The sequence below is a fragment of the Clostridium sp. 7_2_43FAA genome (assembly GCF_000158375.2).
Taxonomy (GTDB): domain Bacteria; phylum Bacillota; class Clostridia; order Clostridiales; family Clostridiaceae; genus Clostridium; species Clostridium tertium.
Genome location: NZ_JH815223.1, coordinates 1 through 9,845, shown reverse-complemented (window position 1 = coordinate 9,845; position 9,845 = coordinate 1). Strand labels below are relative to the sequence as shown.

At 29.5% G+C, this 9,845-nt stretch carries 6 protein-coding genes and 1 rRNA gene; 2 read left to right on the top strand and 5 right to left on the bottom strand.

Annotated elements, in window-relative coordinates:
* Positions 1-581: 581 nt before the first annotated feature.
* Genes glgD through glgB form a run of 4 tightly spaced genes read right to left on the bottom strand, consistent with a single transcriptional unit; the run spans position 582 to position 6,382 of the window.
* Positions 582-1,688, bottom strand: coding sequence for a glucose-1-phosphate adenylyltransferase subunit GlgD (gene glgD, locus CSBG_RS16385; RefSeq protein WP_008681306.1), 1,107 nt, complete (start codon positions 1,686-1,688; stop codon positions 582-584).
* A 13-nt stretch (positions 1,689-1,701) separates the two neighbouring features.
* Positions 1,702-2,886, bottom strand: coding sequence for a glucose-1-phosphate adenylyltransferase (locus CSBG_RS16380; protein WP_008681305.1), 1,185 nt, complete (start codon positions 2,884-2,886; stop codon positions 1,702-1,704).
* Positions 2,887-2,925: 39 nt separating this feature from the next.
* Positions 2,926-4,371, bottom strand: a complete 1,446-nt coding sequence (gene glgA / locus CSBG_RS16375) for a glycogen synthase GlgA (protein ID WP_008681302.1) — start codon at positions 4,369-4,371, stop codon at positions 2,926-2,928.
* A 34-nt stretch (positions 4,372-4,405) separates the two neighbouring features.
* Positions 4,406-6,382, bottom strand: a complete 1,977-nt coding sequence (gene glgB / locus CSBG_RS16370) for a 1,4-alpha-glucan branching protein GlgB (RefSeq protein ID WP_008681300.1) — start codon at positions 6,380-6,382, stop codon at positions 4,406-4,408.
* Positions 6,383-6,710: 328 nt separating this feature from the next.
* On the opposite strand from glgB, the gene CSBG_RS16365 reads away from it, so the two are divergent.
* Complete coding sequence (locus tag CSBG_RS16365) at positions 6,711-7,619, top strand: ABC transporter ATP-binding protein (protein WP_008681298.1); 909 nt, start codon at positions 6,711-6,713, stop codon at positions 7,617-7,619.
* Positions 7,619-8,845, top strand: coding sequence for an ABC transporter permease subunit (locus tag CSBG_RS16360; RefSeq protein ID WP_008681296.1), 1,227 nt, complete (start codon positions 7,619-7,621; stop codon positions 8,843-8,845). The genes CSBG_RS16365 and CSBG_RS16360 overlap by 1 nt, the downstream gene beginning before the upstream one ends.
* Before the next feature lie 761 nt (positions 8,846-9,606).
* On the opposite strand, the gene rrf is transcribed toward CSBG_RS16360, so the two are convergent.
* Positions 9,607-9,723, bottom strand: a 5S ribosomal RNA gene (rrf, locus tag CSBG_RS16355).
* Positions 9,724-9,845: the final 122 nt, after the last annotated feature.

Sequence of the window (9,845 nt, the reverse complement as noted above, 5' to 3'; positions counted from 1 at the left end):
CTACAAGGCAGGTTGCCCACGTGTTACTCACCCGTCCGCCGCTAGATTTGTTCCCGAAGGAACTCCTCTCGCTCGACTTGCATGTGTTAGGCACGCCGCCAGCGTTCGTCCTGAGCCAGGATCAAACTCTCAATAAAAAGTTTAATCTTTGCTCAAATTACTTTGAGTCTTAATGTTAAGACGTCTAAAAGAATTGCTGGTTTGTTTACTTAACTTATTTTCTGTTCAATTTTCAAAGACCATTTTCTTCATCGCCCTCAAGCGACTTAATTATTTTATCATTTAAAGTTATCATTGTCAACACATTTTTATTGTTTTTATGATTTCTTTAATTTGTTTCGTTCCTCGCTTGGAACGAGATTAATCTTACCACTTATATTAATAGTTATTTCTACAAAATACGATATTTATATTAAATTATATTACTAATACTTAATAAAACTCTTTATTTCTAATATATAATACTATTGATACACCAGGAACATTTGTTATTATATTCTATCTATATAGTAGCCATTAGCCCTATTTCTATAGCTACTATATAGATTTATATATTTAATATTTATTTTTATATTTCTTTCTTAAACAACTTTTGCTCTTTGAATAGTTACGGGATAATTACTTGTCCCCTTAATTACTTGACTTTCATTTACTACAGTTCCTTTATCAGCTATAACACTATCCATTATGGCATCAGAACCAATTATTGTGTTTTGCATTATAACGCAATTCTCAAGCTTTGCTCCTCTTCCAATAACAACTCTTCTACCAATTATACAATTTTTTATTTCTCCCTCTATATATGATCCATTTGCAATTATAGAGTTTGATACTAGGCTCATATCTGTATATTGTGTTGGAGGTTCATCTTGTGATTTTGTATATATAGGTTTTTTATTATAAAACAACTCTTTATTTATATTTTGATCTAGTATATCTAGATTAGTATCAAAATATGATTTAATAGAATTTATACAAGATAAATATCCATCAAACTCAAATGCTCCAACTTCAAATTTATTAAGATTTGAAGCTATATATCCTCTTATTTTTCTATGGATTCCAGTTTTTATGCATTCATGAATTATATTAGTAAATAACTCCCTCTTCATAATATACATTTCCATATTTATTTTGGCATTTTTCTCTCTACCTATATTTTCACCAATGCTAATTACTCTATTATTATTATCTATATTTAAAACTTCACACTCTATAAACTTTTTATCTGCCTCTTCTACTTCTTTATATACTATCGTTATATCATTTTTAGATTTCTTATGATATCTTAACGCTTCATTATAATCTATATTGCATATCATATATGATGGACTTATTAATACGTATTCCCTCCTACTTTGCTCAATAAACTCAATATTATCTAGAAAATTATGAACATCATCATAGTTAGGGTCATAATCTCCAAAGTTAAACACTCTAAGCCCATCTTTTTTTCTATGCAAGTCCCATGGTCTACCATTAGTTAGATGATTTATTAATGATCTTGATTTATTAGCTGTGAATATTCCTATTCCCTCTATTCCTGAATTAGCCATATTAGATAGCACAAAATCAATAACTCTATATCTTGCAGAAAGGGGCACTGATGCTAAAGTTCTATACCTTACTAATTCTCCCATCCTACTCTGGTTTTCATCTAAATTTATTATCCCTAAACAATTATTCATTCTCTCAGCCCCCTTAAATATTAATCACTTCATCATCTAAACATATCTCTTTTAAAGTTATAGTTGATTCATTAACTATATATTGATAAGCCCCAACAACTTCTATTGAAGCTCCATTACCAATTCTACAGCCATGATTTATTATTGCATTGCTTCCAACTATAGTTTTATCTATTACAACATTATCTCCAATTTGTGCATTGGGCATTATTACAGAATCCCTTATTACTGTATTTTTACCAACATACACACCTTGAGATAATACGGAATTTTCTATTTTACCATTGATTATACAACCTTCTACTATTAAAGAATTTACTATCTTAGCCTCTTCCCCTATATAATGGGCTGGCCTTACTTGATTCTGCGAATATATTTTCCATTCACTATCGTATAAATTTAAATCATTATCTATTTTCAATAGATCCATATTAGCTTCCCATAAGCTATCTATAGTTCCTACATCCTTCCAATATCCTTTAAATGGATATGCAATTAGCTTTCTTCCTTCATTAAGCATTTTAGGTATTATATTTTTACCAAAATCATTACTTGAAGATAAATCATTTTCATCTTCTCTTAGGAATTTCTTTAATACTGCCCAATTGAAGATATATATTCCCATTGATGCATTAGTACTCTTAGGTTCACTAGGCTTTTCTTCAAATTCATATATTGTGTTATCTTCTCTAGTATTCATTATTCCAAATCTACTAGCTTCTTCTAGTGGAACATCTATAACTGCAATTGTTGCATCTGCACCATTATCTTTATGAAACTCTAACATATTATCATAATTCATTTTATAAATATGATCACCTGACAGTATTAAAACATATTCTGGATCATATCTATCCACATACTCTATATTTTGATAAATTGCATTAGCAGTTCCCTTATACCAATCCCCCCCCTTTTCTTCTTGGTATGGTGGCAATATGGATACTCCTCCATCTCTTCTATCTAAATCCCATGGATCACCTATTCCTATATGGGAATTTAAATCTAACGGCTTGTATTGAGTTAATACACCTACTGTGTAAATACCCGAATTGGAACAATTACTTAAAGGAAAATCTATAATCCTATATTTCCCACCAAATGGTACTGCAGGTTTTGCTATATTTTTAGTTAATATTCCCAACCTAGATCCTTGTCCACCTGCTAAAACCATTGCTACAATTTCTTTTTTTCCCATACTCTCTCTCCTATACTCATATATTAATTTTAGAAAAATTTATTTATTATCATTGTTAGTAATTAATTTGTTATATATTTCAATATATTCCTTTGCAGACTTTTCCCAACTATTATCTGCACTCATAGCTTGTCTAACAATGTTATTCCATTTATCTTTATTTTCATAAATCTTTAGGGCATATTTTATTATATTAAGAAGTTCTTCAAATCTGTAATTCTTAAAACCAAATCCATTTCCAGTCTCATCATACTCATTATAAGGAGTTACTGTATCCTTAAGCCCTCCAGTTTCTCTAACTATAGGAATACTTCCATATCTAAGTGCAATTAATTGTCCAAGTCCACAAGGTTCAAATAATGAAGGCATTAAAAACATATCAGATGCAGCATAAATCTTATGTGCTAATTCATTACTAAATTTTATATTTGCACTAATCTTATTAGGATGCCTTCCTTGGAAACTTTTAAAACTTTCTTCATACATATAATCTCCAGTACCTAGTACCACAACTTGAATATCTTCTTTTAATAATTCTTCTAATATATTAATAATTAAGTCACAACCCTTTTGATGTGTTAGCCTAGATACTAATCCAATCATTGGAACATCCTTATTTACTGTTAACCCTAATTCTTTTTGTAATTCTTCTTTATTAATTTTTTTATTTTCTAAATCATTAACACTATAAGTAGAGTATATATACTTGTCCTCTTCTGGATTATACTCCTTATAGTCTATTCCATTTACTATTCCTTCTAATACAGAGCTTCTATATCTAAGTAACCCCTCTAACTGTTCTCCATACTCTGGAGTTTTAATTTCCTCTGCATAACTCTTACTTACTGTAGTAACTTTATCTGCATAGTTAATTCCACCCTTTAGAAAACTAACTGCACCATAATGTTCTAAACTCCCATTATTAAAGGATTCATAATCATAACCAAATAGCTCTGGTAAAACTTTAGGATCAAACATCCCTTTAAAAAATAAGTTGTGAATTGAAAACATTGTTTTCATATTTTTGAACTTTTCTTCCTTTGAATATTCTAATTTAAGAAGTACTGGTACCATTCCAGTTTGCCAATCATTACAATGTAATATATCTGGAACCCAATCTATATGTTTTACGAATTCTAAAACTGCTCTATCAAAAAAAGCAAATTTTTCGCCATCATCATAATATCCATACAATCCACCTCTATTAAAGTAGTATTCATTATCTAAAAGATAAAACTTTACTCCTTCATGTTCATATTCCAAGATTCCACAGTATTGATTTCTCCATCCCACATTTACAGTAAAATTATCAATATACTTTAAGTTTTCTTTTATCTCCTTTTTTATATCCCTATAATTAGGAATTACTACTCTTACATCTGCACCTAGATCATTTAATGCTACCGGCAAAGCCCCAATAACATCTCCTAATCCACCAGTTTTAATAAACGGATGTGCCTCTGATGCTACTATTAAAATATTCAAATTTATCCCCCCAATTAAATCTCATGTTATTTTTTTAACTTTCTATTATCTCCTTACTTTCTATGGCATTTCTTTCAGAACTCTTAACTAGTTCTTTAATAGATAATATTGAAACAGCCATAGGTGGTACTTTTAATGCAATAGAGTATGGCTTATTATGATACTCTATTTTTTCTGATAATATGACATCCTCATTTAATTGATTTGATCCTCCAAACTCCCTTTTATCAGAATTAAATATCTCGCTATATTCTGCATTATATGGTACTCCAATTCTAAAATCATGATATACAACAGGTGTAAAGTTACAAACAAATATTAATGCATCTTTAGTCTTATTTCCTTTTCTTATAAATGTAAATATGCTTTGATTAGCATTATCTGCATCTATCCACTCAAACCCATTAGTATCATAATCTAATTCCCAAAGAGCATTATGTTCTTTATAAAACCTATTTAAAGTCTTACAATAATCTTGAGTTACTTTATGCATCTCAAAATTCTCAATTAATTTCCATTCTAGCTGTTCATACTCCCTCCACTCTATAAATTGAGCAAATTCGTATCCCATAAACGTTAATTTCTTTCCTGGATGCCCCATCATATAAGCTAAATATAATCTTAACCCGGCGAATTTATTCCAATAATCTCCCCACATTTTATCTATCAAGGATTTCTTACCATGTACTACTTCATCATGTGATATTGGTAATATAAAATTTTCTGAGTAGTTATACATCATAGAAAAATTCATATTATTATGATGATGTTTTCTATATATAGGATCTATTTCTACATACCTCAACGTATCATTCATCCATCCCATATTCCACTTAAAGTTAAATCCTAATCCACCATCTTCTATTGGCTTACAGACACCTGCCCATGATGTTGATTCTTCAGCAATCATAAGAACATTCTTAAATTCGCTAAACACAGCTTTATTTAATTCTTTTATAAACTCTATACCTTCTAAACAACCATCTCCACCAAATTTATTTGGTCTCCATTCACCATCATTTCTTCCATAATTCAAGTAAAGCATATTAGATACTGCATCTACTCTTAATCCATCTATATGAAACTCTCTTATCCAAAATAGTGCATTGGAGATTAGGAAACTTTTTACTTCAGGCCTACCCAAATCAAAATTAGCTGTTCCCCATCCTTTGTTCTCAGCCTTCCATCCTTCTTGATATTCATAAGTTGGGCTACCATCAAAATGATATAAACCATGTTCATCTTTACAAAAATGTCCTGGTACCCAATCAAGAATAACTCCAATATTATTTTTATGAAGTACATTTATTAATTCTTTTAGACCTTCTGGATTGCCATATCTACTAGTAACAGAATAATATCCCGTTCCTTGATACCCCCAAGAAGCATCTAATGGATGTTCTATTAATGGCATAAACTCTACGTGAGTATAACCCATTTCTGTTAAGTACTTAGGTAGCTCATCACATAACTCTTTATATGTAAGAAACTCGCCCTCCTTAGTTTTCCATGAACCTAAATGCATCTCATAAATATTTACTGGTGACTTTAAAATATCTGTTTTTTCTCTTTTATTTGTCCATCTTTTATCTGACCACCTAAACTTACATTCATCTGTAATTATTGATGCAGTATTAGGCCTAAGCTCTGAAAACATTGCATAAGGGTCTGCTTTATATACCCCATTTGAACTATTCTTATTTATAATAAAATATTTATATTTAGTACCTTCTTTTAACCCTGGTATAAATATTGACCATACTCCTCTTTTATTAACCTTTTCCATTTTAAATTCATCTTCTGGTTTAAAATCACAAAAATCTCCAACAACATAGATTTTGCTTGCATTCGGTGCCCAAGTTGTAAATCTTATTCCCCTTTTTCTCTTTTCAGTAACTAAATGAGCTCCCATAAATCTATAACTACTATAATTTTTGCCTTTATGAAATAAATCAATGTCTATATCTATAAGCTGTCCATTTTTAACTTTATCCTTTGCCACTTTAGTCATACAACCCCTCCCCTTGAAGTTAACATAATTCTCATGTTGATAATTATATCACCTCATTACATTATTTTCCATTTTTTCCGTAATACTATAATCGTTACTATCTATTATTTTTCTTCATATATTTACAGCCAACAGGTTTTAATATATTAAGAACTACTGCCATACGACTATTTAATATAATATCTATGGCATTTTTACAATTTCAACTCGAATTTTCACTATCAATATATATTAAAACTATATTAAGGTTTTATTAAGGTTTTATACCTCTTTAAATTAAGATTTTGATTCTAAAATTATTAATAGATAACTTAAGGGAGGTAACAAATTGAAGGTTTTAGAGGTAAAAGGACTTAAAAAGAAACTTGGAAAAAGAGAAATAATAAAAGATATCTCTTTTTCTGTAGAAGAAGGTGAAATATTTGGCTTCTTGGGGCCAAATGGAGCCGGAAAGACAACAACTATAAGAATGTTAGTAGGACTTATAAATCCAAACGGAGGTAGCATCAGTATCTGTGGGCACGATTTAAAAAATGATACGGAAAAAGCCTTAAAGGAAGTTGGTGCTGTAGTTGAAAATCCTGAATTATATAAATACTTATCAGGAAGAGAAAATTTAATGCAAATTGCTAGAATTAGAAACATTCCTAAAACGCAAGTAGATGAAACCATAAAATTAGTAGGCCTTGAAAATAGAATAGACGATAAGGTTAGAAAATACTCACTAGGTATGAAACAGCGCTTAGGTTTGGCTGCTTCACTCCTATCAAATCCAAAACTTCTTATTTTAGATGAACCTACTAATGGGTTAGATCCATCAGGAATATTAGACTTTAGGGAAATAGTTAAGAAAGCTGCCAAAGAAAGAGGGATGGCTGTATTTATATCTTCACATATACTTTCAGAAGTTCAACATCTTTGTGATAGGGTAGCATTTATAAATCATGGAACTATAAAATCAGTAGAAAATGTAATGAATGAGTCTATGGAAACTGATACTGATATAATTTGCTTAAAACTATTACAAGAAATAGATACTAACAAATTATTATCTGTTGACTATATAAATTCTGCTAGGAAAACTGATGATGGAATAGAAATAATATTATTATCCAATAAGACTCCTGAATTAATTAAATATCTTGTTAATAGCAACTATGATGTACAAGAGGTATTTAAGATACGTAAAGGCCTAGAACAAAGATATATGGAATTAGTTGAAGGAGGAATTAGATAATGTTATTAACTCTTATAAAAAATGAATTTATTAAAATTTTTAAAAGATCTAAAACTTGGATCGTCTTTGGATTATTTATAGCATTCATTGGAATAACTGCCTTTGGTACATGGATGAATGACAAGCATATGAAGGAATGGACTTCTCCTGAATATCAAATAAAGCAAGCTGAAGAACAATTAGTTCATATAAGAAATGATATAAAAAGAGCTGAAGCCGATGGAGACCCGCAATGGATTCAAAACTCCAAAGACATAGAAACTAGTCTTTTAAAGCAAATAGAAGATAATAACGAAATAATCAAAAATGGTATCTCTGAAGATGCATGGAAAAAGCAATTAGACGAGTCAATAAAATCTACTGAAAATATGATTAAACAATATGAAGAAGATGGTATAAATGAATGGAATAAAAGATGGTATGCCCAATCAAAACAACAGTTAGATGACTTAAAATATTTAAAGGATAATAACATAAAACCTTTGCAAGGTTGGGAATATCATGCTTTTAACTTCCTAAGAACACTTAATAGCTTCTTTGGATTAGGAGTATTAATAGCAGGAATTGCTGTATTCATGAGTGATATTGTTTCAGGTGAATGTACACCTGCAACATTAAAATTCCTACTTGTGCAACCAGTTAAAAGAGGTAAAATTCTATTATCTAAGTTCATCGTTTCAGTTATTACAGTATTATCATTAATATTAATACCTCAGTTAGTTGGAATGACAGTTGTTAATATGACAAGTAATGTTGATGCATCAGATTATCCAGTCAGAATCGAACAAAAATATGAAAAAGTTTTTGATCAAGGCTCTGGAGAAATGATAATGAAACAAATTCCAGATACATCAAAAATGGTCACTAATAATGAAAGTGCTGTAAGAACTATAGGTTATCAAGCATTATTTATTTTATCAGCTTGCTCCGTTATTTTTATGATATCAACTATATTTAAAAGTAGTATGATCTCAATGGCTGTCTCAGTAATATCAACTATCTTCTTAGCAATAGGAACTCAAGCAATTAGTTCAATAAGAGATATTAGTCATCTTCTCTTTACAACTTATGCTGATGCAGGCAGCTTAGTAACTTCTGACTTAGCATTAATGTATCAAAACCCTAAATTAACAACAACCAATGGAATAGTTTGTATGATTATAACGGCAATAATAGCTTATATAATAGCACATATTAATTTTACTAAAAAAGATATTTTAATATAATAAATATAATAACTTTAGATAGCATGAATCTATATTAATAAACCCATTAATGCAGAGTATAATATATAAACATAAAGGGGGTCGCGAAACGCGACCCCCTTTGTATATTATCAAATTTACTAATTATAATAACTTTCTACTATTAAAATATGCAATAAGAAAATCCTTTTTAAATTATTTTTCTTGTAAATATAAAATAAAAAAAATATATTAAATAAGTACTATCTTGTATAGTTTTATAATCTAAGTTAAAGGCCATAAATAAATTCTTTAAATAATTATCTATTTAAATTTTATATTGTATTCATTTTATTTATCCTCAACTAATAATATAGTCCACAACTAATAAACTATTATCCACATATATATAAAGTTATCAACATTATATATGATAATAAAGCAATTAATGTTGATAACTTTTTGTTTATTTGTATATATAATAATTCTTTATTTAATATATATAAATACTCTAACATTCTTATCTATATTTCTTTTAATCTATTCTTTATAAAAATACTATATTAAATTATGAATCTAATTTGAATATGATAGCATCTGATTCTGAATTAAGTGCACTTAGTTCAGAGAACTGTTATTATTACAATAAATTTAAACCTATTTTTATTGGTCAAACCCTCAACCTATTAGTATCAGTCGGTTAAATATGTTACCACACTTTGAAAATAACTATCTCTTGAAGGATAAAACAATGATAAGGCAATAAAAAAGACTTAAGAATAAATTCTTAAGTCTTTTTAATAACCTGGCAACGTTCTACTCTCCCACACAGTCGCCCGTGCAGTACCATCGACGCTGTAGAGCTTAACTTTCCTGTTCGGAATGGAAAGGAGTGTTTCCTCTACGCCATCATCACCAGATTTCAGAGTGTTCTCTGAAAATTGCACATGAATTAATTTCAAGCCTATTTTTATTGGTCAAGCCCTCGACCTATTAGTATCAGTCAGCTAAATATGTTACCACACTTACACCTCTGACCTAT